Here is a 21911-nt window from a genome sequence, read left to right on the forward strand (position 1 = left end):
GGACGACCACTGTCACAGTATTAGAGGATAACCCGATGTCCTTCACCCGACGAAAATTTGTCATTGGCATGGGGACGGTGATTTTTTTCACCGGTCCAGGTCAAAATCTGTTAGCGAGTACCAGGAGCCCTAAAGCCGTTCGTTACGTCATGATTCACGATGAATCACTGTGTAACGGATGTAATATCTGCGCCCGGGCTTGCAGGAAAACCAACCATGTTCCTGCCCAGGGCAGCCGTTTGTCGATAGCGCATATTCCAGTCTCGGACAACGACAACGAAACGCTGTATCACTACTTCCGTCAGTCCTGCCAGCATTGTGATGATGCGCCTTGCATTGAGGTGTGTCCGACCGGTGCCTCCTGGCGAGATGAGAACGGTATTGTGCGAGTAGATACGTCTTCCTGTATTGGCTGCAGTTACTGTATTGGCGCGTGTCCTTATCAGGTGCGCTATCTCAACCCGCAAACCAAAGTGGCTGATAAATGCGACTTCTGCGCAGAATCTCGGCTGGCGAAAGGTTTCCCTCCGATCTGTGTTAACGCTTGCCCGGAACATGCGCTGATTTTCGGTCGTGAAGATAGCCCGGAAATTCAGACCTGGTTGCGAGAAAACAAGTATTACGAATATCAACTTGCAGGCGCCGGTAAACCCCATCTGTATCGTCGGTTCGGTCAACATTTGATTAAAAAGGAAAATGTATGAACGCGTCGCAGAATGCCGAACAGTTTCACGCCCAGCTTGCACAGTATGTTCCCCTGTTTTCACCGGACTACTGGCCTGTGTGGTTAGTCGTTGCCGGGTTAATGCTGGTGGGAATGTGGCTGGTGCTGGCGCTTCACGCCATGCTGCGCTTTCGGGCGGCACATAAAGCGTCGGCAGGGCACGGTGAGAAGGTCTATTTATATTCGAAGGCTGTTCGTTTGTGGCACTGGTCGAATGCGCTGCTGTTTCTGCTACTTTTGGTCAGTGGCCTGGTCAATCACTTCTCTGCCGTCAGCGCACCGGTAATGAAAAGCCTGCTTACCGTTCATGAGGTTTGTGGCTTTTTGCTACTTGCCTGCTGGATTGGTTTTGTGCTAATTAACCTGATTGGCGGCAACGGACATCACTATATTATTCAACGTCAGGGCTGGATCGCACGCGCGCAAAGACAAACTCGTTTTTACCTGTTTGGCATTATGCAGGGCGAGTCACACCCATTTCCGGCCTCACCTCGCTCTAAGTTTAATCCGTTACAGCAGGCGGCCTATGTTGGCGTGATGTATGGTTTGTTGCCACTGCTACTGATCACTGGATTGTTATCGCTTTACCCGACGGCCGTCGGCGATCTGTTCCCCGGGGTGCGTTACTGGCTACTTCAGGCGCACTTTGCGCTGGCAATAGTCAGTCTGTTTTTCATTTTTGGGCATCTTTATCTCTGCACTACGGGTCGCACACCGGGCGAAACCTTTAAGTGTATGGTGGATGGCTACCACCGGCATTAAGCGATGATGATTACGCGAAGTGACTTACGGGCCTGGCGTGTTGGGCCCGTCATGTACCGCTGGTTTCTACGCGCGTTTCCCGCAGGAGGAAGCTATGCCGATGTTCATCGCGCGCTCCAGCGGGAAGGGTATACCGATTGGGCAAATAGCCTGGTGGAATACGGCTGGTCAAAATGGCGGGAAGAGGCGAGTTTTGCTCAGCAGGATATTGACGCAATGGGGAATATTTCCTGTGAGCAAGCCGCGGGGGAAACCAGCCGTCCGTTGGCGAGTGCGGAAGATTATGCCCGGTTTAGCAGTGCGGGTGACAACGTTAAAATTGCCAGCGCCGGGTATGCTGCGCAGATCGCCTGTGCCGGTTACAGCGCACGGATTGGCAGTGTAGGCTATAACACGCATATCGGCAGTTCAGGCGATCGCGGACGAATAGCGATTGCGGGAAACTCGGCGCGTATCAGCAGCGTGGGCGACGGAACGCGTATTGCCAGTACCGGCATGCGCGTACGTATCAGTTCGCTCGGCGACCGAAACCGGATTGCCAGTAGCGGTGATTTAACCCAGCTGGCCTGTTTTGGCGCAGAGGCGAAAATCGCTAACTGCGCGGACAATATCCACATTATTGCCAGCGGAGAGAACGCCGTTGTTGCCAGTACCGGTGCTGTCGACTCGATAATTCTTGGTCCCGGCGGATGTGCGGCGCTGGCTTATCACGATGGCGAAAGAATGCGTTTTGCGCTTGCCGTTGAAGGGGAAAATAACATTCGGGCGGGCGTGAAATATCGGCTCAACGAAGACCATCAGTTCGTGGAATGTTGAGCCGAGAGGTCATTTTAGTGCGAATCGGCGCTGGGTGATTTTTTCAAGGCTAAAGCACAGCAGGTAATAGACCAGCCCGGTAAAGATAAAAATGGCAGCAGGGTAGATCTGCACCCGGCTGTTAACCTGACCGGCAACCGTCGTGAGTTCCGGCACGTTAACAATAAACGCCAGTGACGTGTCCTTCAGTAGCCCAATAAAAATCCCTGTCAGCGACGGCAGTACGTTACGCAGCACCTGCGGCAGCAAGATAAGCCATAGGGCCTGATCCGGGCGAAAACCCTGAACAACTGCCGCTTCATATTGCCCGCCAGGCAGTGCGCTAATTCCAGCATACACCGAGTGCATCACCGAGGCGGCGGTGAACCATGCCAGCGCCAGTGTCACGGTAACGGCACCGGGCAGATCGCTTCCGGTCAGCATGGGTAGCAAATACCACATCCAGAAAATCACAAAGATGAGCGGAATGCCGCGAATAAATTCCGCCCAGATAAACAATCCGTTGCGAACCGCGCCCGGAAATCGCTAGGCACAACAGGCAAGAACGATCCCGCCAGGCAGCGCCAGCAAAGCCGCACCGATAGCCATCAGCAAAGTGAGCAGGACGCCGCCGGGTTGCCCCTCAGCTACACGTCCCCACAGGAGATAGTCAAGATTGTCGGTAATGACCGAAACATTAGCGATCATGCAGTATGCTCCTGACGCTGAAGATGCGCATTCTTATCTTTGACGATTTACCCGACGCAGACTGAGGGCCAAGACGGGTAAGCAGCATACCCAGAACGATGCCGGTAAACAGATAGAGTGCGGTGCCAACGGCAAAGGCTTCCAGCGCGTGCGCGTTGTAGCTCTCAATTTGCCGTACCTGGTAGGTGAGCTCAGCAAATCCAATACCGCTGGCAAGCGAGGAAAGCTTCAACAGGTTGAGATATTGCCCAACAATCGGTTGCCAGGCGTTTGCCAGCCCCTGAGGCAGCAGAATATGACGAAATATCGCCCAGGATGAAAACCCCTGCGCCACGGCAGCCTCGCGTTGTCCGGCAGAAACAGCTTGTAAACCAGAGGCGATCTCTTCAACCAAAAATGCTGAGGTAAATACGCCAAGCCCCCATGCTGAACAGATAAACTCCGGTGTTAACCACCAGACATCACCCGGCAAAATTGACCATGGATGATCGGCATTGATAAAGCTAATGACGTCACGGGGTAGCCAGTTCCAGGCGGCAAAATACCAGAACATCAGTTGCACCAGTAAAGGTGTATTACGAAACACCGAGACCCACACCCCGACCATCGCTTTAGCGAGACGATTGCCCGTCAGGCGCAGGCCGAGCAGTGAGATGGCAATGAGCGTGGCGAGCACGATACCTGCCAGCGTCACCCAGAGCGTGGTGAGAAAACCGGAAATTATCCATTGCAGGGGTTGCCCGCTCAGCACTCCCTGCCAGTCCATTGCATGCATTATGATGATGACTCCTGGTGTAACGGGTCGAGCACTTTTTTCAGGAAACGCTGGGTTCTTGGGTGCTGTGGTCGGACGAAAAAATCCTCCGGCGGGGCCACTTCAAGAATATCGCCACCATCGATGAAAACCACCCGATCGGCAATCTCGCGGGCAAAATGCATTTCGTGGGTCACGACGATCATGGTGATACCGCTGTGGGCCAAATTTTTCATCACCTGCAGTACCTCGCCGATCATTTCCGGATCCAGCGCGGAAGTGGGCTCATCAAACAGAATAATTTGCGGTGATGAAGCCAGTGCGCGGGCGATGGCCACGCGCTGCTGCTGCCCTCCGGACAACTGCGCGGCATAGGCGTTGGCTTTTTCCGCCAGTCCTACCTTTTCCAGTAACTCGAGTGCCCGACGTTCCGCTTCCGTCTTGTTCCAGCCGTGAACATATTCCAGCGCCAGCGCGATGTTCTGCAGCGCAGTCAGGTGCGAATAAAGATTGAATTGCTGAAATACGAAACCGATACGGCTACGTAGCTGGCGTAACGCCGCCCCACGCAACTGGCTAATCGGTTTACCATCAATGAAGATTTCGCCACCGCTGAGCGACTCAAGCTGGTTGATAAGACGTATAAGAGTGGACTTTCCTGAGCCGGAAGGCCCCAGAATGGTCACCACTTCACCGGGTTCAACCGCCAAACTAACGCCGTTAAGGACAGAATGAGCGTCATACTGTTTAATCACATTGCGCAGTTCGACGCTCGCCTGGCGCAAATGGGTAAAATCCGCAGCCGAAGCTGCGGAGCGATGAAAAAGGGCTGAGAGCATATTACTTGGCTTCTATTTTAAAGGCGCGGGGTTGCGGATTTTTGGTTTCAGGACCAAACCAGACATCATAAATTTTGGCCGCCTGCCCGGTAGATTCCAGCTTCAAAAGTTCATCGTTGACGGCTTTTAACAACGCTGGCTCACCTTTTTTCACCCCCACGCCGATCTCTTCTTTGCTCAGCAGGTCCGGCAGAATTTTGAAATCGGCTTTATCCGGCGCACCGCCTAATAAACCGGCCAGAATTGTACTGTCCTGGGTAATGGCCTGAACATTGCCGTTGCGTAGCGCGGTTAACGCCAGCGGGATGTCGTCGTAGGCCACCACGCGCGACTGCGGGAAGCGCTGATGCAGTGCCTGTTCACCAGTAGTGCCTTTTACCGCGCCGATGCGTGCCTTGCTGTATTCATCGAGCTTATCCGGAGATTTTGCTGGCACAAGGAACTGCTGGCCGGTAACAAAATAAGGGACGGAGAAATTTATTACCTGCGCCCGTTCAGGTGTAATCGTGATATCCGCGACGATTAAATCAGCTTTACCGGATTGTAATAACGGAATGCGGTTTGCCGGATTGGTCGCCACCAGTTCCAGTTTTACACCAAGGGATTTGGCCAGCGCTTCGGCAAAATCAACGTCGTAGCCGACAATCTTATGGGTTTTGGCATCGACGGAGCCAAACGGAGGATTCGCGTCAAATGTCGCGACTTTTACGACGCCTGCGGCTTTGATATCGGCCAGTTGGTCAGCCTGAACCTGCGAGACGGTAAGTCCTGAGACCAGCAGCACGCCCAATGCCAGCAGTGTTTTTTTAGCGCGGTACGTTTTCGTTGCCATCATTGTATGAAATCCCTGTAGTTTTTGGTTTGTGCTTTTTACGCTCCCATAACTTACGGTTGGGACAAAATAAGAAAAAATTCTTATCTATATACAAAATGTTATTAGTGAAGGATGTGTTAATAGCGGGTGAAAATAATGCATGAGTGAAAGGTAAAATCGTGCATAAGCCTGGTAATAATTCGCATTTTGTTTTTGTGAGAGAGCACGCTTGAATAAGATTGAGTTGTGCTAATGTCCAGAAATGCTACTGGAATACCCTCCGGACCTGTACCATATGTCACAACAGGTCTGGAGTGGGGATAAGCATGCTGCGTGATAATTTTAACGATCTCTATTATCTCATTATCGTTGCCCGCGAGCGTAGTTTTACCCGGGCAGCGGCAAAACTTGGGGTTTCGCAATCCGCGCTAAGCCATGCGATTCGTGGGCTTGAAGAGAGGCTGGATGTACGGCTTCTGACCCGCACCACGCGCAGCGTTGCGCCGACCGAAGCCGGAGAACGGCTTATCAACAGTATCAGCCCGCGTTTTGATGACATTGAAACAGAGCTGCTGGCATTAACCGATGTCCGTCAGCGCGTGGCCGGTAACATTCGCCTGACGCTGGGCGAACATGCATTGCAATCTACCGTCTGGCCCGCGCTGGAGCCGTTTTTGCAGGCTTACCCTGATGTGAATGTGGAAATGACCATCGACAATAGTCTGACGGATATTGTGACTGGCCGCTATGACGCGGGTATTCGGCTCGGTGAGCAGGTGGCAAAAGACATGGTCGCCATAAGAATTGGCCCGGACTGGCGCATGGTAGTGGTGGGGTCACCGGCGTATTTTGCTCGTCATGGCAAACCGCAAACCCCTCACGACCTGCAAAATCACAGCTGTATTAACATGCGCATGCCGACGTTGGGCGGATTATACGCCTGGGAGTTTGCTAAAGACGGGCAAGATTTGCGCGTACGGGTGGAAGGGCAGCTTATTTTTAACAATCTACCTCCGCGAATTAGCGCAGCGATGGCGGGAATGGGGCTGGCTTTTGTGCCGGAAGACACCGTCGAACAGGCTGTTGCTGAGGGGGCATTGGAAAAAGTGTTAGAGGACTGGTGTGAACCTTTTCCTGGCTATTATATGTACTATCCCAGCCGAAAACAGCATACCGCCGCTTTTGCGCAACTGATTGAGGCGTTGCGGTATACGGGCTGAAGCGGGTGGCTTAAACAGGCAATAAAAACCGGCATTACGCCGGTTTGGAAATCAGATTTTGCAGGCGTCGCCGCAGTCATTATCAGCAATAATTTCCTGCGCTTTCTTGTCTGCATCTTCCAGACGTTCAGCGTTACGCTCTTGCGCTTCTTCCAGTCCATCAAAGACCAGATTATCGAGATCAATTTCCATCATTCACCTGCTCAGGTTCAGCGTTTAACATCACGTTATTATATTGCAAAAATGTTGCTTAACAGCAGCGATTCTTGCTACTTAGCATCGAACGCAATCCGCTGTGCGTATTTATCCGCCAAAATAGCCTATGGTTCGCAATTGCTAAAGAATCGTTGGTTGTAAATACCGCAAAATTCTCGCTCTCTCTACCGTTTTATCTCCACTTTTTCATTAACGTGATGCGCGATCATTTTTAACAAATCTGCGACAAAATCACTATACATATAACTTAATATCTTTTATACATTAATCGTTCAACCTTGCGACTATTCCACAAAAGAGAAAGCTATATGGAACAGACACCTGATAAGAAAAACGATAATTTTCAAAAAGATGGCAAAGAACAGTTCAATAGATCGATAGGTCTTATTTCAAACTTTGCGTTGGGTTTTACCTACCTGTCGCCGCTTACTGCCGTCTATTCGCTGTTTGCGCTGGCCGTAACGCTGGCGGGGCCGCCCGCAGTATGGTGGATTTTAATCGTCGCATGTGGGCAACTTTTGGTGGCATTGGTGTTTGGTGAGGTTGCTTCCCAGTATCCGATAACCGGCGGGCTTTACCCCTGGGCCAGAAGGTTGTGGGGCAAGAAGTATGCGTGGATCGCCGCCTGGATCTACCTGTGGGCGCTGGTGGTCACCATTACGTCGATCGCGGAATATACATCAACGTTTGTTGAATCACTCTTCCACTATGGTCAGACGCCGGCCACGATGTTGGTGACTTCTGTCCTGCTGCTGCTGTTGATGATGGCCGTTAATATGTCCGGGACTAAAAATCTGGCCCGGGTGGCAAAAATTGGTTTCTGGTGTGAAATTGTCAGCGTGATCGCGCTGGGGATTTATCTGCTGATTTTCCACCGTTCGCAGCCGTTCTCTGTGATTTTTGACTCGATGGGCGTGCTGGCGCATGACGGCAGCTACTCCACTGCATTTATGTCCGCTGCGCTGATGGGGCTGTTTATGTTCTTTGGCTTTGAGGCCTGCGGTAACGTTGCGGAAGAGGTGCAGAATCCAAGTAAAAAGATCCCGGTGGCGATGATTTTAAGCATCGTATTCGGCGCGATTTCCGCCATTATTTCTGTTATGGGTTATTTGCTGGCTTCACCGAATCTGGTCAGCATCGTGAATGGCAAAACGTCCGATCCTATCCCTGCAATCCTTAATGAAGCTCTGGGCGAAACTGGCGCAACTGTCTTTATCGTCGTCGCAATTATCGCCATGTTGTCGTGCATTTTGTCTCTGCAGGCTGCGTTAAGCCGTCTTATCTTTTCTTTCTCCCGCGACAGAATGCTGCCGGGAAGTGAATGGATGGCCAAAATCTCTAAAAATGGTGTTCCGGATAATGCCATGGTCGTCAGTTGCCTGCTGCCAGTGATTATCTGCGTTTGGGTTTATTTCCAGCCAGATAACCTGTCGCGTATCACCGCGTTTGCTGTAATCGGGATATACATCTCGTTCCAGATGGTTGTGCTGGCCGCGCTGCGTCAGCGTCTGAAAGGCTGGAAACCGGCGGGGGAGTGGACTATTGGCGGTTGGGGCGTAATCGTGAATGTGCTGGCGTTAGCTTACGGATTGTGCGGGATCTGGTTACTGGCGCAACCGGCAGACAGCAGCGACTTCATCGACCGTTGGACGGTCCTGTTTGGCCTGGCGATTGTTGTTGGCTCGGGGCTTATTTATATGTTCCTGACCCGTCCGTTTGGTCGTTCAGCGGCGCCGGAAAACGACGCCATTGCCTACGCCAATAAGCTCAATATGGGGCAGGATAACTAAAAACTCAGGGCCTTCGGGCCCTTAGTTTTGATAGTGATAAAGGATAAAGTAGTCGCTCTGATACACCACTGTACTGTTTGCAGGTGACAGCAATTCACCCACGCGAAAACGTGGCCAACTGGAGAAAATGATCCTGTTTTCCAGATTAGTCAGAATCACATAGTCAGGATGGGCACAGGAAAGCAGTTCGGCTTCTATCTGACTGACCAGCAGATCGACCGCGGCAACACCGAGAAACTGATCGTTGTAGTAGACCGGGACGGCTGACGTCAGGGTATAGGAGATATTGCAAATATAGTCGACGTAGGGACCGTGGATATAGGCTTTGCCAGCCGGAGGAGAATGCTTAAACCACTCAAAGGTTCTGAAGTCCAGTCGTTGTTGCGTGGCCTGATCCAAATCCAGATGCGCCTGGCTCAAACCATTATCTTTCTTATACCACCACTCCAGCAACCAATACTCTTTTGTGGTTGCGGTGCTCTCAATATGGCTGGCGAATCCCGCCCCTGAGCAGTAATGGTTGTTATTGAGCGTGCGCTTGATGTGCTGTTGAACGGTGGATCTGACTGAGGGGTCGAGAACGACCTCGGCTGAGGCCTTTTGTACCCCTGAAATCGCCTCATGGATGCTCCTCGCCAGCGCAACGGTAGAATCTACGGTAGAAACAGTAATGTCATCAATTTTACGAATTAATGCGCTTAGGGATGTCGAAGAGCTCATTGTCTGTCCTGCCTTCACTGATTGTCAGTTCGAGTTATATTTCAGCTTTTTTTCAATAAGGTAGTAGGTAAACGTGTCGATGATCCGCGTGGCAAACTGTACTGACTCTGCCTCGTTGTGAGCAGCCAGCGCATCGGCCAGCGCCGAATAAAGCGCGGTAATTTCTGCATGAATACTGTCTGTGCGATAAAGTATCGCCACCAGCGATGCCCATTCAGCCTGAACCTGCAGCTCCTGATTGGCCAGTCGCGCTGAATGCGAACTTGCGGCAATCGCCAGCAGACAACGCATATCGGCCTGGGTCATCAACTCAGGTGAGTTTGCCTTTCTGAGCACCTCGACAAACTCGCGAAATTTGGCGATATCCGCACCGGTCATCCGTCGGGAAGCCAGCCGCGCGCTATGGCTAATAATGGCGCAATGCATTTCACCCAGATCAGACAGATAATCCGTACTGATCGCCTTGAACGGATGCAGGGCGCTATTTTTGCCATCAATATTTTCGCAAACGAAACTCCCGCCATTACGACCACGAACCGTATGGATAAGATTATTAGCCCGAAGCGTGTTTAGCGCTTCTCTGATAGTGATATGTGAGACACCCATCATCTTTGCCAAATCAGTTTCGTTGGGGAGCTGTTCTTTTGGCTCCAGCAACCCCGTGATAATGGCATTTGAAAGGCGTTGGACTATCTGGTCTGAACGACTGACCTGCCCGATAGGCGCAAATATGACCGCGTGAGTAATCATAATCTTTTCTGTACTCAATTCCCTGAAACAACGACCATTTTTAACACATGCCCGTCGGGCAAGGAAGGTAAGAATGGCCGAGTTATTTTACATGCCTGGGCGCAACGTCACTGCACAAGCGGATGTGTGTCCCGATAACCTTATGATGAGCTGGGCGTAACGCGTCAGCTGGCAATAAAAAGCCTCATCCTGAAAATGTAAAAATTAAGTTAAAAATGCGAGGCTTATCATAGTGTCAATGTTGCGCATTTGAAAAAATTTTACAATATATATATTACATAAGATTCTTTATGTATTAATTGGCAGGAGACAAACATGAAAACCCTGAAGCATTTTATTAATGGGCACTATGTAGCAGGCAGTAGCGAAGATAGCTTCGAACTGGTGAGTCCGGTTGACGGTGAAACGTACGCAATATCTCCCAACGCTAACGAGGCGGAGGTAGAGCAGGCTTACTCAGCAGCGGAGGCGGCGTTTAGCATCTGGAGAAAATCGACGCCGGCACAGCGGCAAAAAGCATTGTTGCGGCTGGCCGATGAGATTGAACGTAACGTTGAGCGACTGGTAACCGCGCAGAGCCAGGAAACCGGTCAGCTTCGCCATTTTATTGAGAAAGAGGAGATCGCGGCATCTTGCGATGCCATCCGCTTTTTTGCTGGTGCGGCGCGCTGTCTTGAAGGAAAGGCGGCTGGAGAATATTCCGCAGGATTTACTTCAACCATTCGTCGTGAACCGCTGGGTATTGTTGGGCAAGTGACGCCGTGGAACTACCCGTTCATGATGGCGGTGTGGAAGATTGCACCAGCGCTGGCGGCAGGCAACACTGTGGTGTTAAAACCAAGCGACACCACGCCAGTTAGTACGCTGCTGTTGGCTGAACTGGCCGCACCGTTGTTCCCGAGAGGGGCATTTAACGTTGTGTTGGGCAAAGCCAGCACTGGTTCGCTGGTGGTTTCAAACCCGAAGGCTTCATTGGTTTCTATTACCGGTTCGGTCCGTGCGGGTTTGCAGGTTGCGGCTTCGGCGGCGGCAAACCTGACCCGAGCACACCTGGAATTGGGCGGGAAAGCGCCCGCAATCGTGTTCGCCGATGCGGATATAGACAAGGCGATTGCGACGATCACCACGGCAGGCTTTTTCAATGCCGGGCAGGATTGCACAGCGGCTACGCGGATTCTGGTAGAACAATCTATCTACGCTGAGTTTCTGGAAAAACTGATCCAGAAAACAAAAAGAATCAAATTTGGGCCGCCAGAAGATCAAAATGCACTGTACGGTGCATTGAATAGCCGGAATCAGCTGGAGCAGGTGAAAGGCTTTATTGAGCGTTTACCGGCACATGCGAAAATTGAAACCGGTGGGCGCGTCGGGCCTGGTCCAGGCTTCTATTTTGAGCCGACGATCGTCTCCGGAGTGCATCAAAATGATGAAGCTATTCAACATGAAGTATTTGGCCCAGTGATGACTATTCAGTCGTTTACTACTGACGAAGAGGTACTACACAAAGCGAATGATGTGGAGTATGGTCTTGCCGCCAGCGTCTGGACCAGTAATCATGGTCGCGCCCAACGCTTCAGCATTGACCTCGATTTTGGCACGGTGTGGATTAACAATCACATTCCTCTGTGCGCCGAAATGCCGCACGGCGGGTTCAAAAAATCGGGTTATGGCAAAGATCTCTCATCTTATTCGCTCGAGGAATACACTCGGGTGAAACATATCATGTGCGACATTTCTGAATAGAGAGGATTACGATGAAAACATTAAAACTCGCGGTGCTTTCATTAGTGATGTTCTCGGGCTATAGCCTGGCAGAAAGTACATCGCTGAATACCGTAAAAGAGTATATGGCGGCGTGGAATGCGCATGATGCTTCGCGAGCCGCTCAATTTCTTGCTGATGATGCGGTCTATTATGATGCCGCCGCGGGAGAACCGGTAAACGGCAGGGAAAAAGCAGAAAAAGAGGTTATCGGCGCTTTTATTAAGGCGGTTCCAGATCTTAGCTGGAAAATGGTCGGCAAGCCCGTCTACGACGAAGACACCGTGGCCTTTCGTTGGGAATTTTCAGGTAAAAATAGTGGTGAATGGGCAGGGAGTCCGCCGACAAATAATCCGATCAAATTTGAAGGCGTCAGCTATATTCATGTTAAAGCAGGAAAAATCACCTGGCAGGGTGATTATTATGATTCTAAAAAACTGGATGAAGAGTTAAAGCCAGTGAAGTAGTCGGTTGTACCCCTTTATAAATAAGAAGGGGTATCTCTCTTATTTGTGTCGTATTAAAGGCAGTGTGTAGCAATAAGGAAAAAAGTTAATGGCAATTACCAGACGTGATTTTCTCAACGGCGTCGCGGTGACTATTGCGGCGGGACTTACCCCGCTGGAGTGGGTCAGGGCGGCAGGAAAGGGAAACGCATTTATAGATGGAAATTATTATCCTCCTGCGCTGACGGGGCTGCGGGGCAATCATCCTGGATCGTTTGAAATGGCGCATGCGCTAGGTCGCGAGCATAAACATTTTGATTTAAACGCTCTGCCCGTTGAGGAAGAGTACGATCTGGTGATTGTGGGTGGCGGTATTAGCGGGTTAGCTGCCGGTTGTTTTTGGCGTCAAGTTGCCGGGCAAAATAGCCGGATCCTGATCCTCGATAACCATGACGACTTTGGTGGACACGCCAAACGCAATGAATTTACCAGCTCGGGTAAGAAATTACTCGGTTATGGTGGCAGCGAAGCATTCCAGTCCCCTGCGCATAATTTCAGCCCTGAAGTACAAAAGTTGATGGAAACCGTGGGCGTCAGCGTCACGCGGTTGAAAGAGAGTTTTGACGTAAACTTCTACCCCGACTGGCAGCTCAGTCGTGGCGTTTTCTTCGATAAGAAGAATTTTGGCGAAACAAAAATCGTCAGCGGCGATCCGGGCCGCGCGGTATCTGATGATATTCCGCCGGACAGGCTCAATGGGCGTAAAATTGAAGACTTTATCAATGATTTTCCGCTAAGTGAGAATGACAGAAAAGCGCTGATCGACCTGCACGTCCGGCCCGGTGATTACCTGCCGGGAATGACGGTCGATGAGAAAATGGAATGGCTGGATACCCACAGCTACAGTGAATTTTTGGCAACAAAAGTCGGTTTGAGCAAAATGGCGCTGCTCTATTTCCAGCAGCGTTCCAACGACTTCTTTGCTATTGGTATTGAAGGTATTTCCTGTAGTGATGCCAGGGCGTGCGCCTTACCCGGCATGGAAGGGATGGGGTTACCGCCGCTGGACGGAGAGTCGCTGGCCGACCTCGAAGAGCCGTATGTTTACCACTTCCCGGACGGTAACGCCGGGTTAGCCCGCCTGTTAGTCAGATATATGCTGCCGGATGCGCTACCGGGCAACACGATGGAAGACTCTGTCCTCGCCAGACTACATTACGAAAAGCTGGATCTGCCGGAAAACACTACGCGCCTGCGCCTGAACAGCACGGTGATTAATGCGGCCAACGTGCAGGATGGCGTGGCGGTGACCTATCTGCGTGACGGTAAAATGCACCGTGTGCGCGGTAAGAACACCATCATGGCAGGCTATAACATGATGATCCCGTATCTGGTGCCTGAGATGCCGGAACAGCAGCAGGCGGATCTTAAACTGAACGTGAAGGCACCGCTGGTGTACACCAACGTGGTGGTCAAAAACTGGCAGGCGTTCAAACAGCTTGGCGTGCATGAGTTTTATTCTCCGGCGGCACCTTATAGCAGGGTCAAGCTCGACTATCCGGTCAGTATTGGTGGGTATCAACATCCGGCCTCCCCGGACGACCCGATGGTCATTCATATGGTCTATGTGCCGACCTATCCGGGTAGTAACCTGTCGGCCAGAGAGCAGTTCCGTCTGGGACGAGCCTATTTGCTGGGGACCACCTTTGCGGCGCATGAGGAGATGATTCGCTCCCAGTTGCAGGAGATGTTTGGCTCAACAGGCTTTGATAATCAACGCGATATTTCCGCCATTACGGTTAACCGCTGGGCGCATGGCTATGCGTACTACGCCAACTCGCTGTTCGATGATATGGATAAGATGCCAGAAATTATCGAGCGGGCGCGTCAGCCAGTCGGTCGCATTGCCATCGCTAACTCCGATTCTGACTGGAGTGCTTATGCCCATACGGCAATCGATCAGGCATGGCGTGCGGTTAATGAACTCAAGGATATGGGGTGATCTATGCGTAACGTAACCATTCTCGCCGCCTGTTTATTTACCGCTTCGGTAAGCGCTGCTGAATCTAACGGTGAATACATCGCGCGAATTTCAGACTGTGTCGCCTGTCATACCGCTGAAGGTGGTGCAGCGATGGCGGGGGGCAAAAAGTTTCCTACTCCGGTAGGGGATATTTATTCGACCAACATTACCCCGGACAAGACGCAGGGTATTGGTAACTATTCTTACGAGGATTTTGAGAAGGCCGTACGGCAGGGGATTGCCAAAGATGGTCATCCGCTCTATCCGGCGATGCCTTATCCCTCGTATGCAAAACTTTCTGACGAGGATGTTAAGGCGCTGTATAGCTATTTTATGCATGACGTCACGCCGTCAGCACAGCCCAATAAAGAGAATGCCATTCCGTGGCTACTCTCCGCCCGCTGGCCGCTGCATATCTGGAACTGGCTGTTTACCGACGCGCCAGTGACGGCTGTAGAGGGCGCGAAAACGGATGATAATGCTGCCCTGGTAAAACGAGGCGCTTATCTGGTGGAAGGCCCCGGACACTGCGGTTCATGCCATACCCCGAGAGGCATGGCGATGAACGAAAAAGCGTATACTAATGCTGATGCCGAATACCTGAGCGGCGCGATGATTGACGGCTGGTATGCACCGTCGCTGCGCGGCACCGGTATGTCTGAGCAGGAGTTAAAATCGCTGTTGCTGACTGGTAAAAGCAAGCATGCCGCGGTTTCAGGTTCGATGGCTGAAGTCGTCACGCAGAGTACACAGTATCTGACCGACGAAGATGCCACGGCGATCGCCCAATATCTGTTGAGCCTGAAAAGTGGGAAGCCTGAAACGGTACGTGCTGCGGCGACTACAGCATCCTGGTCGAATTCACCTGAGGCGGGCAAAGTGACCTATAACCGCTACTGTTCAACTTGTCACGGTCTGGAAGGGAAAGGTACGGATGATAACGCGCCTTCTTTAGTTAACAATCCACTGGTGATGGTTGATGACCCGACACCGCTGTTCAGAGTGATTGCCCACGGCGCAGAAACACCGACAACGCGTGGCAGCGTCTCCTTTAAGATGCCTGCCTACGGTGGCTTGTTAAGCGACAACGAAATGCGCGACGTGATTAACTACGTACGTAAAAGTTGGGGTGAAGGGAATCGCGAAGTAAGCCAGGAAGACCTGGCTGGCGTTAAAAAAGCGTCACATTAAATCGTATGCCGGGTAAGGTGCTTGCACCGCCATCCGGCAGTGCTTACACGGTGTTTACTCTGATAATATCCGCGAGTCGGGTAAACGCCGCCGTCATTTCATGCTCTTCAATGCTGGCAAACCCCAGCAACAGGCCGCTGCGTTTCTCTTCATTCACGTAGTAGCGTGACAGTGGGCGCACCAGCAACCCTTGCGCATTCGCCTGTTGGGCAATGACCGCATCATCACTCCCGGCGGGTAACTGTAAGATCATATGCAGCCCGGCGTTGCTGCTGAAAGAACCAAGAAAATGTTCACCAAGTTGGCGGCTGATAAGCTCTACCAGCATCTGGCGACGACGACTGTATAGCTGACGCATTTTCCGAATGTGTGCCGCGTAATAACCCTCGCGAATAAACTCCGCCAGTGCGGCCTGAATCAACAGATGTCCACCACGATAAAGGTCGTTATGAACCTTTTTCAGCGGAGCGGCTAGCGATTTAGGTAGCACGACATACCCGAGTCGCAGTGCGGGATAGAGGGTCTTACTGAATGTCCCGATGTAAATGACCGGTGTCTCTTCTTCCAGCCCCTGCAAAGAGGGAATCGGCTGGCCGGAAAAGCGGAACTCACTGTCGTAATCATCTTCCACTATCCAACTTCGCGTTTCACGTGCGCGAAAGAGAAGTTGCCGGCGGCGACTCAGACTCATTACAGAACCGAGTGGGTATTGATGTGACGGTGTCACAAAAATAAGTTTTGGCGGTGTTTCACCTGCATCCGGCGGGACCATGCCTTGTTCATCAACCGGAATAGCAGAAAAATTAACGGCATTGATGCGCAGAATATTTTTGATTCCCCAGTAACCCGGCTCCTCAATCCAGGCGTGATCGCCGGGGTTGCATAAAGTCCGGGTCACCAGATCCAAGGCCTGGTGAATACCTTCAGTAATCAGAATTTGCTCCGGTGAACACCGTACGCCGCGAGCGGTGCGCAGATAGTCTGCCAGTGCTTCTTTTAGCTCATTCACGCCGCCTGCTGCATCGTAAGTGAGAAACTCCGGGCGCAGTCGTCTTGCCAGCCGGTCCTGAATTTTCTTGAGTACCCGGTGTGGGAAATGCTCTACGTCAGGTACGCCTGGAATAAACGCGCCCCACTGACGGGGACTGGCGCTGGCATTACCTAACAGCTCAAGGCAGCGGGCGGATAAGCGGGTGTGATCTTCCAGAGCGGCAGCAACAGGCTCTTTGTCAGGACGCAGGTCGAGATTGTCCAGCACGCTGTCGGTCACAAATGTGCCGCTGCTGGTGCGCGCGGAAATATACCCTTCAGCTTGCAACTGTTCGTACACCCGCAGGACGGTATTGCGCGATAGCGTCAGCTCTCCTGCCAGGTCACGCGACGGAGGCATTCGGGTAGCCGGTTTCAGGCTACCTTCGAGGATGCAACTACAAATGGCGGCATACAGGCGGCGATGTAGTTTTTCGTCAGTCTGCTGATTAAATGCATGCTTGATCACATCTCCGGCAAGTGAACGCATTTGGATCCTTAAAATAAAACGATTTGGCTCTCGATTAAAGTACCAGACGGCGTCTAAATTTAAAGGGTAATTCAACCGAAATGTATTAATGGACAAGGTGTAGAGAATGAACAATAAAAACCTGCAACAACGTCGTCTGGATGCCACCCCGCGTGGCGTGGGTGTGATGTGTGATTTTTATGCCCAGTCGGCAGAAAACAGCACAATTACCGATATCGAAGGCAATCAGTACATCGATTTTGCCGCCGGGATCGCCGTGCTGAACACCGGACACCGCCATCCTCGCCTGGTGCAGGCAGTCGAAGCGCAACTTCAGGCTTTTACCCATACGGCTTATCAGATTGTCCCGTACGAAAGCTATGTGTCTTTGGCTGAGAAAATCAACGCCGTTGCGCCAATCGACGGCAAGCGTAAAACCACATTCTTCACTACCGGGGCTGAAGCAGTAGAAAACGCGGTGAAAATTGCGCGCGCGCATACCGGCCGTCCTGGCGTTATCGCATTTGGCGGTGGTTTTCATGGGCGAACTTACATGACGATGGCGTTAACCGGCAAGGTGGCACCCTATAAAAAAGGGTTCGGCCCGTTCCCAGGCTCTGTTTACCATGCGCCGTATCCTTCTGAATTGCAGGGCATTTCCACGGCGGATTCCCTAAAAGCGATTGAGCGTCTGTTTAAAGCCGATATCGATCCAACCCAGGTTGCGGCGATTATCTTCGAACCCGTCCAGGGTGAAGGGGGCTTCGTGGTGGCACCGCCAGAGTTTGTGGCTGCCATCCGCCGTATTTGCGACGAGCATGGCATCGTGATGATTGCTGATGAAGTACAAAGCGGGTTTGCCCGTACGGGTCAGCTGTTTGCGATGGATCATTACGCCGATAAAGCGGACCTGATGACCATGGCGAAAAGCCTTGCGGGCGGCATGCCGCTGTCAGGCGTCGTGGGCAAAGCCGAAATTATGGATGCGCCTGCGCCGGGTGGTCTGGGGGGAACCTACGCCGGAAACCCGCTGTCGATTGCAGCGGCCCATGCGGTGCTGGATATCATTCGTGATGAGCAGCTATGCCAGCGTGCGGCGGCTCTCGGCGAACAGCTGCGCGCCGCTCTGACAGACGCGCAAGCAGGGTGTCCTGAACTGGCCGAAGTGCGAGGTTTAGGCTCTATGATTGCTGCTGAATTCTGTGATGCAGCGACAGGAGAACCCAACGCCGCAGCCGCGCAACGCGTGCAGAAGAAAGCCCTTGAGCAAGGATTACTGCTGCTGACCTGCGGTCAGTATGGCAACGTTATTCGTTTCCTTTACCCGCTGACAATTCCGCAGGATCAGTTCGCCAAAGCGCTCGATATTATCAAAGCAGCAACCAAGTAATTCGTTAATTGTCATTTACCCAAAGCCGACGGTCGTCATCACCGTCGGCTTTTTTGTTGTCGTGGATTTATCAACAACACGTCGTTATATATTTACATATATATCGATTGGGTCTATCCTATTCATCATACAAATATAATAACTGTACTCTTCAAGAGAAGGCGCTTGCGTTAGCGGCCTCCAGTCTTTCTATCTAACGAATTGAATTAACGAATGTTAAATAACAAATTTACCCCAGTGGCCTCTGGGTTGTTAACCTTTGCCTGTTTTTCTACTGCCGTCACGGCTCATGCTGAAGATACCGTCATCGTTTCGGCGCCAGCCACGTCACAATCCTCGTTATCGGAACATGAACCTCCGGCGAGCGAAAAAAAAGCAACGTTAGGTAGCCTCGGCGAGCGAGAGTTGATAGACGTTCCCTGGTCGGTGCAGACGTTGTCGAAAAAAGTGCTGGATCAGCAACAAATCAAAGATGTGAAAGACGCCTATCGCTACCTACCGTCCGTTCAGGGTGACGGCGTCCGCCCACAAACCCGCGGCATGCAGGGGAGCGTGGTACAAAACCATATGATTGATGGCCTGAACGCCGTCTCCACGACGGAATATTCGACCGAACAGTTCCAGAACATTGAGGTGTTGAGCGGCATCGCTGGATCGCTGTATGGCCCTGCTAATCCAGCAGGGATGTTTAATTTGGTGTCTAAACGACCTGTCGATACACCGTTGCATCGCGTCACAGTAGGGCAAGGTACAGGGTCGGGAACGTTGGCATCGATGGATTTCAGCGGCCCAATCGATGCGGGAGACCGGGTGAAATATCGCCTCAACTTGCTGAACGATGAGGGCCATAGCTACACCACCGATAGCCATGTCCGTCGACAGTACGCTGGCATGGGGCTGGACTTTCAACTGACAGATCAAACGGTGCTGGAGAGTAATTTCAGCTATTACCATTATTACGAAAAAGGCATGCCGGGTAGCTTTGCCCTGGCGAAAGGCGTTCACTTTCCCGCGGCATTTGATCCTACGGACAGTAAATATGGTCAATCTTATGCGGGTCATGATGACGAAACGACTACCGTCGATATGCATATTAAGCATGATTTTGACGGCAACTGGATGCTGGACCTGGGGGCGCTGCACCAGGTTGCAGACCGCGAGTCGACTGCCGTGACCAACACCCTGACGGATAACCGGGGCGATTACACCACCACAACCTCTAATTCGGCGGCCAGTCGCTTTACCATCAACAGTTATTTAGCGAACCTGACCGGTAGCGTTGATACCGGCTGGCTGACGCAGGATATTGCTACCGGAATGCGTGGATTTGTGTGGAAAAACTATAATCCAAGAAACGGCGGCACTTTCACTCTGGGGCATTCTTCTCTCGATCAACATCCCGACTATCCACGACCACCGTATCCAGATTTTAACGATCGCTATCATTCAGCGACCACCACTCAGCATGCATTTTTGCTCAGCGATACGCTGCATTTTTCCCCGCAGTGGAGTTTGCTGCTTTCCGGCAGTGAGAACCTCTTTACCGTCAGTAACTACAACAAAGCTGGACATGAAAGCAGCCGTCAGCAGGACAATGGCATGAGCGGTTCTACCAGCCTTATGTATAAACCGGTGGAGAACGTCACGCTGTATACCACCTGGGCGGACAGTTTGCAGCAGGGCGATACCGCGCCCGCCGGAGCGCGCAATGCCGGGCAGGTGTTAGATCCCTACCGTAGCCATCAACTGGAGGTGGGCGCAAAATATGCGCCAGTAAAAGATCTGCTGCTTACCGCTGCGCTTTTTGAAGCCAAACGCCCCTTTGCCTATACCAACGACAATGGCGATTTTGCTCAGGATGGTACGCAGAAGAACCGTGGGCTGGAACTGATGGCTGATGGGCATATCACCCGTAATTTGCGCGTGTTAGGCGGGGGAGCCTGGCTTGATCCAACACTTCATAATACCGCGGCCAGCAATGCGGATGGTAAGCAAGTAGTTGGTTTGCCGCGCTTCGCCTCGAATATCCTCGCAATCTACACCATCGAACGGGTTCCGGGACTGGATGTCGACACGAACGTGCATTACGTCGGACGTCGGGCTACCGATAATGCCAACGACAGCTGGGTCGGGAGTTACACCACGGTGGACATCGGTACGCGTTATGCCACCAGACTGTGGAACACGCCAAGCACTTTCCGGTTTGATATCACCAATCTCACCGACCGTCACTATTGGACCAATATTGTTCCGGGCGCATTGACTGGTTACACGGGTGCAGGGGCTGCCAGCGCTCAACTTGGCGCACCGCGCCAGGCTCAGTTTTCTGTTCAGGTTGATTTTTAGAGGTTGCTTATGAAAACGTGCCACACATGGCTGCTTTGTGTGTGGCTGGCGTTTCCTGCCCTGGCAACACGCCAGGTTGTGGATGATGCTGGTCACACAGTTACCGTTCCCACGCATGTTGAACGTATTGCGGATGGCTGGTTTGCACATCATTCGGTGCTGATGACGCTGGGCGCAGGTCGTAACATTGTTGCGACGGTCAACCATGAGGAAAACCAGCCATGGATGTTTAAAATCAATCCTTCTCTGAGGCAAGCCTTACAGATACGGGGAACATCATTTAATAGTGAGGATTTGCTGGCCCGGCACGTCGACGTGGTGTTTGTGGCAAAAGGAAAAGGGGATGCTCAAAGCTACAGTCAGGCGGGTATTCCGGTCCTTGAAATGGCATTTACTGACTATGCTTCGATGGAAAAATCGGTCACTACGACCGCAGAGGTTCTGGGTACCGAGCAGGCTCGCGTCCGGGCAACGGCTTACAATCAGTATCTCAACCGTGTGCTCGCGGATGTGCAGGCTAAAACTGCGGAGCTGACGGAAAATCAGCGCCCTCGGGTACTTCATATTCAATCGCTAAATCCGCTTAAAGTCGACGGCAGGAACACGTTGATCGATACCTGGATTACGCTGGCGGGTGGACGGAATGCGGCAGGTGAAGTTGACGGCAACATGAAAGAGGTGTCGCCCGAGAGGGTGCTTTACTGGCAACCACAGGTCATTATTCTCGGTGCGGGGTGCGGTGATATCGCCAGTTCGCCATATGCGGCATTGTTCAAAGAACTTAACGCAGTGAAACAGGGTAACGTCTGGCGCAATCCGGCGGGCGTGTTCCCCTGGGACCGTTACGGCACTGAAAGCGCGTTGCAGCTGCAGTGGGCCGCATCAAAACTGCATCCTGCGCTGTTTAGCGGCCTGGATATGGTCAGCGTAACGCGAGATTTTTATCGCCAGTTCTTCGATTATTCGCTCACTCAGGAGCAGGCGATGCGAGTTTTAAACGCGTTACCCCCACAGGAGTAGCGCTCACGTATAAAGACAGGCGTGATAAGGATTGCACGCCATTTTTTCCCCTCTGAAATGTGGGGTTTGGTGCGCTCATGATGAAAATGGTTTGCCAGGCCTCTCGTTATATAATTTAATGCATATCGTTTTTACTCCTCTATT

At 51.9% G+C, this 21911-nt stretch carries 19 protein-coding genes and 1 pseudogene; 12 read left to right on the top strand and 8 right to left on the bottom strand.

Translation table 11 applies throughout. The annotated features are described in order from the left end of the window. The first annotated feature begins 35 nt into the window (after positions 1 to 35). Genes OGY71_RS12550 through ydhT form a run of 3 tightly spaced genes read left to right on the top strand, consistent with a single transcriptional unit; the run spans position 36 to position 2302 of the window. Positions 36 to 704 carry a 4Fe-4S dicluster domain-containing protein gene (locus tag OGY71_RS12550; protein WP_063941522.1) on the top strand — a complete coding sequence of 223 codons (669 nt, stop codon included), beginning with the start codon at positions 36 to 38 and terminating at the stop codon, positions 702 to 704. Then, a complete protein-coding gene (gene phsC / locus OGY71_RS12555; protein ID WP_003832682.1) occupies positions 701 to 1486 on the top strand; it encodes a thiosulfate reductase cytochrome B subunit in 786 nt (261 codons plus the stop codon). Before OGY71_RS12550 ends, phsC begins: the two co-directional genes overlap by 4 nt. A 51-nt stretch (positions 1487 to 1537) precedes the next feature. Continuing rightward, a complete protein-coding gene (gene ydhT, locus OGY71_RS12560; RefSeq protein ID WP_373371600.1) occupies positions 1538 to 2302 on the top strand; it encodes a protein YdhT in 765 nt (254 codons plus the stop codon). Positions 2303 to 2311: 9 nt separating this feature from the next. Here ydhT and OGY71_RS12565 read toward each other — a convergent pair. From OGY71_RS12565 to OGY71_RS12580, 4 genes and pseudogenes are all read right to left on the bottom strand, one after another. Continuing rightward, a pseudogene (locus tag OGY71_RS12565) lies at positions 2312 to 2989 on the bottom strand (amino acid ABC transporter permease). Next, positions 2979 to 3764: an amino acid ABC transporter permease gene (locus OGY71_RS12570; RefSeq protein ID WP_003832688.1), complete on the bottom strand. Its 786-nt coding sequence runs from the start codon at positions 3762 to 3764 to the stop codon at positions 2979 to 2981. The pseudogene OGY71_RS12565 and the gene OGY71_RS12570 overlap by 11 nt, the downstream one beginning before the upstream one ends. Continuing rightward, on the bottom strand, positions 3764 to 4582 hold the full coding sequence (locus tag OGY71_RS12575; RefSeq protein ID WP_003832690.1) for an amino acid ABC transporter ATP-binding protein: 819 nt from the start codon (positions 4580 to 4582) through the stop codon (positions 3764 to 3766). The genes OGY71_RS12570 and OGY71_RS12575 overlap by 1 nt, the downstream gene beginning before the upstream one ends. 1 nt (position 4583) lies before the next feature. Beyond that, positions 4584 to 5417 carry an ABC transporter substrate-binding protein gene (locus OGY71_RS12580; protein ID WP_003832692.1) on the bottom strand — a complete coding sequence of 278 codons (834 nt, stop codon included), beginning with the start codon at positions 5415 to 5417 and terminating at the stop codon, positions 4584 to 4586. 305 nt (positions 5418 to 5722) lie between these two features. Here OGY71_RS12580 and OGY71_RS12585 point away from each other — a divergent pair, with 305 nt between their 5' ends. Next, entirely contained in the window at positions 5723 to 6616 is an 894-nt protein-coding gene (locus OGY71_RS12585; RefSeq protein WP_003832693.1) for a LysR family transcriptional regulator, read from the top strand. A gap of 51 nt (positions 6617 to 6667) precedes the next feature. Here the strand turns inward: OGY71_RS12585 and OGY71_RS12590 are convergent, their stop codons facing one another. After that, positions 6668 to 6808, bottom strand: a complete 141-nt coding sequence (locus OGY71_RS12590; protein WP_003832695.1) for a hypothetical protein — start codon at positions 6806 to 6808, stop codon at positions 6668 to 6670. Positions 6809 to 7140: 332 nt separating this feature from the next. On the opposite strand from OGY71_RS12590, the gene OGY71_RS12595 reads away from it, so the two are divergent. After that, entirely contained in the window at positions 7141 to 8622 is a 1482-nt protein-coding gene (locus OGY71_RS12595) for an APC family permease (protein WP_003832697.1), read from the top strand. A gap of 21 nt (positions 8623 to 8643) precedes the next feature. Here OGY71_RS12595 and OGY71_RS12600 read toward each other — a convergent pair whose 3' ends face one another. After that, the gene (locus OGY71_RS12600; protein WP_003832700.1) at positions 8644 to 9342 is read right to left on the bottom strand and encodes a cache domain-containing protein; all 699 of its coding nucleotides are present in this window, start codon (positions 9340 to 9342) and stop codon (positions 8644 to 8646) included. A 24-nt stretch (positions 9343 to 9366) separates the two neighbouring features. Next, a complete protein-coding gene (locus OGY71_RS12605; RefSeq protein ID WP_003832701.1) occupies positions 9367 to 10092 on the bottom strand; it encodes a FadR/GntR family transcriptional regulator in 726 nt (241 codons plus the stop codon). 315 nt (positions 10093 to 10407) lie between these two features. On the opposite strand from OGY71_RS12605, the gene OGY71_RS12610 reads away from it, so the two are divergent. The 4 genes from OGY71_RS12610 (at position 10408) to OGY71_RS12625 (ending at position 15513) form a co-directional block, all read left to right on the top strand. Then, positions 10408 to 11835 carry a gamma-aminobutyraldehyde dehydrogenase gene (locus OGY71_RS12610; protein ID WP_003832703.1) on the top strand — a complete coding sequence of 476 codons (1428 nt, stop codon included), beginning with the start codon at positions 10408 to 10410 and terminating at the stop codon, positions 11833 to 11835. An 11-nt stretch (positions 11836 to 11846) separates the two neighbouring features. Next, the gene (locus OGY71_RS12615) at positions 11847 to 12320 is read left to right on the top strand and encodes an ester cyclase (RefSeq protein ID WP_063941524.1); all 474 of its coding nucleotides are present in this window, start codon (positions 11847 to 11849) and stop codon (positions 12318 to 12320) included. A gap of 88 nt (positions 12321 to 12408) precedes the next feature. After that, positions 12409 to 14301: an NAD(P)-binding protein gene (locus tag OGY71_RS12620; RefSeq protein ID WP_063941525.1), complete on the top strand. Its 1893-nt coding sequence runs from the start codon at positions 12409 to 12411 to the stop codon at positions 14299 to 14301. Positions 14302 to 14304: 3 nt separating this feature from the next. Next, the gene (locus OGY71_RS12625; protein ID WP_126956259.1) at positions 14305 to 15513 is read left to right on the top strand and encodes a c-type cytochrome; all 1209 of its coding nucleotides are present in this window, start codon (positions 14305 to 14307) and stop codon (positions 15511 to 15513) included. Positions 15514 to 15556: 43 nt separating this feature from the next. Here OGY71_RS12625 and pdxR read toward each other — a convergent pair whose 3' ends face one another. After that, entirely contained in the window at positions 15557 to 17032 is a 1476-nt protein-coding gene (gene pdxR / locus OGY71_RS12630; protein ID WP_197385024.1) for a MocR-like pyridoxine biosynthesis transcription factor PdxR, read from the bottom strand. A gap of 106 nt (positions 17033 to 17138) precedes the next feature. Between pdxR and puuE the strand changes: the two genes are divergently transcribed. The 3 genes from puuE to OGY71_RS12645 all read left to right on the top strand — a co-directional run bounded on the left by puuE (position 17139) and on the right by OGY71_RS12645 (position 21767). Then, positions 17139 to 18401, top strand: a complete 1263-nt coding sequence (gene puuE / locus OGY71_RS12635; protein WP_003832711.1) for a 4-aminobutyrate transaminase — start codon at positions 17139 to 17141, stop codon at positions 18399 to 18401. Positions 18402 to 18614: 213 nt separating this feature from the next. Further along, positions 18615 to 20747, top strand: coding sequence for a TonB-dependent receptor (locus OGY71_RS12640; protein WP_286613378.1), 2133 nt, complete (start codon positions 18615 to 18617; stop codon positions 20745 to 20747). 9 nt (positions 20748 to 20756) lie between these two features. Continuing rightward, the gene (locus OGY71_RS12645) at positions 20757 to 21767 is read left to right on the top strand and encodes an ABC transporter substrate-binding protein (RefSeq protein WP_003832713.1); all 1011 of its coding nucleotides are present in this window, start codon (positions 20757 to 20759) and stop codon (positions 21765 to 21767) included. Positions 21768 to 21911: the final 144 nt, after the last annotated feature.

Source organism: Citrobacter sp. Cpo109 (assembly GCF_030332565.1).
In the GTDB taxonomy this organism is placed as follows: Bacteria; Pseudomonadota; Gammaproteobacteria; order Enterobacterales; family Enterobacteriaceae; genus Citrobacter; species Citrobacter portucalensis.

Coding starts and splice junctions, on each gene's coding strand:
- OGY71_RS12550 (WP_063941522.1), top strand. CDS start 36: ATGTCCTTCACCCGACGAAAATTTGTCATTGGCATGGGGACGGTGATT.
- phsC (WP_003832682.1), top strand. CDS start 701: ATGAACGCGTCGCAGAATGCCGAACAGTTTCACGCCCAGCTTGCACAG.
- ydhT (WP_373371600.1), top strand. CDS start 1,538: ATGTACCGCTGGTTTCTACGCGCGTTTCCCGCAGGAGGAAGCTATGCC.
- OGY71_RS12570 (WP_003832688.1), bottom strand. CDS start 3,764: ATGCATGCAATGGACTGGCAGGGAGTGCTGAGCGGGCAACCCCTGCAA.
- OGY71_RS12575 (WP_003832690.1), bottom strand. CDS start 4,582: ATGCTCTCAGCCCTTTTTCATCGCTCCGCAGCTTCGGCTGCGGATTTT.
- OGY71_RS12580 (WP_003832692.1), bottom strand. CDS start 5,417: ATGATGGCAACGAAAACGTACCGCGCTAAAAAAACACTGCTGGCATTG.
- OGY71_RS12585 (WP_003832693.1), top strand. CDS start 5,723: ATGCTGCGTGATAATTTTAACGATCTCTATTATCTCATTATCGTTGCC.
- OGY71_RS12590 (WP_003832695.1), bottom strand. CDS start 6,808: ATGGAAATTGATCTCGATAATCTGGTCTTTGATGGACTGGAAGAAGCG.
- OGY71_RS12595 (WP_003832697.1), top strand. CDS start 7,141: ATGGAACAGACACCTGATAAGAAAAACGATAATTTTCAAAAAGATGGC.
- OGY71_RS12600 (WP_003832700.1), bottom strand. CDS start 9,342: ATGAGCTCTTCGACATCCCTAAGCGCATTAATTCGTAAAATTGATGAC.
- OGY71_RS12605 (WP_003832701.1), bottom strand. CDS start 10,092: ATGATTACTCACGCGGTCATATTTGCGCCTATCGGGCAGGTCAGTCGT.
- OGY71_RS12610 (WP_003832703.1), top strand. CDS start 10,408: ATGAAAACCCTGAAGCATTTTATTAATGGGCACTATGTAGCAGGCAGT.
- OGY71_RS12615 (WP_063941524.1), top strand. CDS start 11,847: ATGAAAACATTAAAACTCGCGGTGCTTTCATTAGTGATGTTCTCGGGC.
- OGY71_RS12620 (WP_063941525.1), top strand. CDS start 12,409: ATGGCAATTACCAGACGTGATTTTCTCAACGGCGTCGCGGTGACTATT.
- OGY71_RS12625 (WP_126956259.1), top strand. CDS start 14,305: ATGCGTAACGTAACCATTCTCGCCGCCTGTTTATTTACCGCTTCGGTA.
- pdxR (WP_197385024.1), bottom strand. CDS start 17,032: ATGCGTTCACTTGCCGGAGATGTGATCAAGCATGCATTTAATCAGCAG.
- puuE (WP_003832711.1), top strand. CDS start 17,139: ATGAACAATAAAAACCTGCAACAACGTCGTCTGGATGCCACCCCGCGT.
- OGY71_RS12640 (WP_286613378.1), top strand. CDS start 18,615: ATGTTAAATAACAAATTTACCCCAGTGGCCTCTGGGTTGTTAACCTTT.
- OGY71_RS12645 (WP_003832713.1), top strand. CDS start 20,757: ATGAAAACGTGCCACACATGGCTGCTTTGTGTGTGGCTGGCGTTTCCT.